We start from the raw sequence: 670 nt of genomic DNA, 5'->3' as shown, positions 1-670 counted from the left end.
GGTGTTTTGACTTGTGAATAGTGTGCGCGAGCATCTTATTATCTGTAGTGGCCAAGTGATAGTGGCACACGGTGGATGCCTTGGCATCAGGCGCCGATGAAGGACGTGGGAGGCCACGATAGGCCGCGGGGAGCTGTCAACCGAGCTTTGATCCGCGGGTGTCCGAATGGGGAAACCTAGCCCGAGTTGTGTCGGGTTGCCGCTACCTGAATGTATAGGGTAGTTGGTGGTGACGCGGGGAAGTGAAACATCTCAGTACCCGTAGGAAGAGTAAACAACAGTGATTCTCCTAGTAGTGGTGAGCGAACGGGGAAGAGGCTAAACCGTATGCGTGTGATAGACGGCAGTCGTTGCGTGTGCGGGGTTGTGGGGTGCATCTTTCCAGGTCTGTCGGCCTGGAGCGCTGATGGTTCTTCTAGCTGAATCCGTTGGGAAGCGGTACCGGAGTGGGTGAGAGTCCCGTAGGTGAAGGAAGAGTCTAGGTGTTGGTGTGTTCCCGAGTAGCGCGGAGCCCGAGAAATTCCGTGTGAATCTGGCAGGACCACCTGCTAAGCCAAAATACGTCCTGATGACCGATAGTGCACTAGTACCGTGAGGGAAAGGTGAAAAGTGCCCCGGTGAGGGGTCGTGAAATAGTACCTGAAACCGTGTGCTGTCAAGCCGTCAGAGC

At 55.5% G+C, this 670-nt stretch carries 1 rRNA gene; it reads left to right on the top strand.

The features are described from left to right. Nucleotides 1–48: 48 nt before the first annotated feature. Nucleotides 49–670 (top strand): 23S ribosomal RNA (locus IE195_RS25990); the annotation flags it as partial.

This window comes from Nocardiopsis terrae (assembly GCF_014651695.1).
Lineage (GTDB): Bacteria > Actinomycetota > Actinomycetes > Streptosporangiales > Streptosporangiaceae > Nocardiopsis > Nocardiopsis terrae.
Note: the sequence above shows the minus strand (reverse complement) of the source record. Positions and strands in the feature narration are given on the sequence as shown.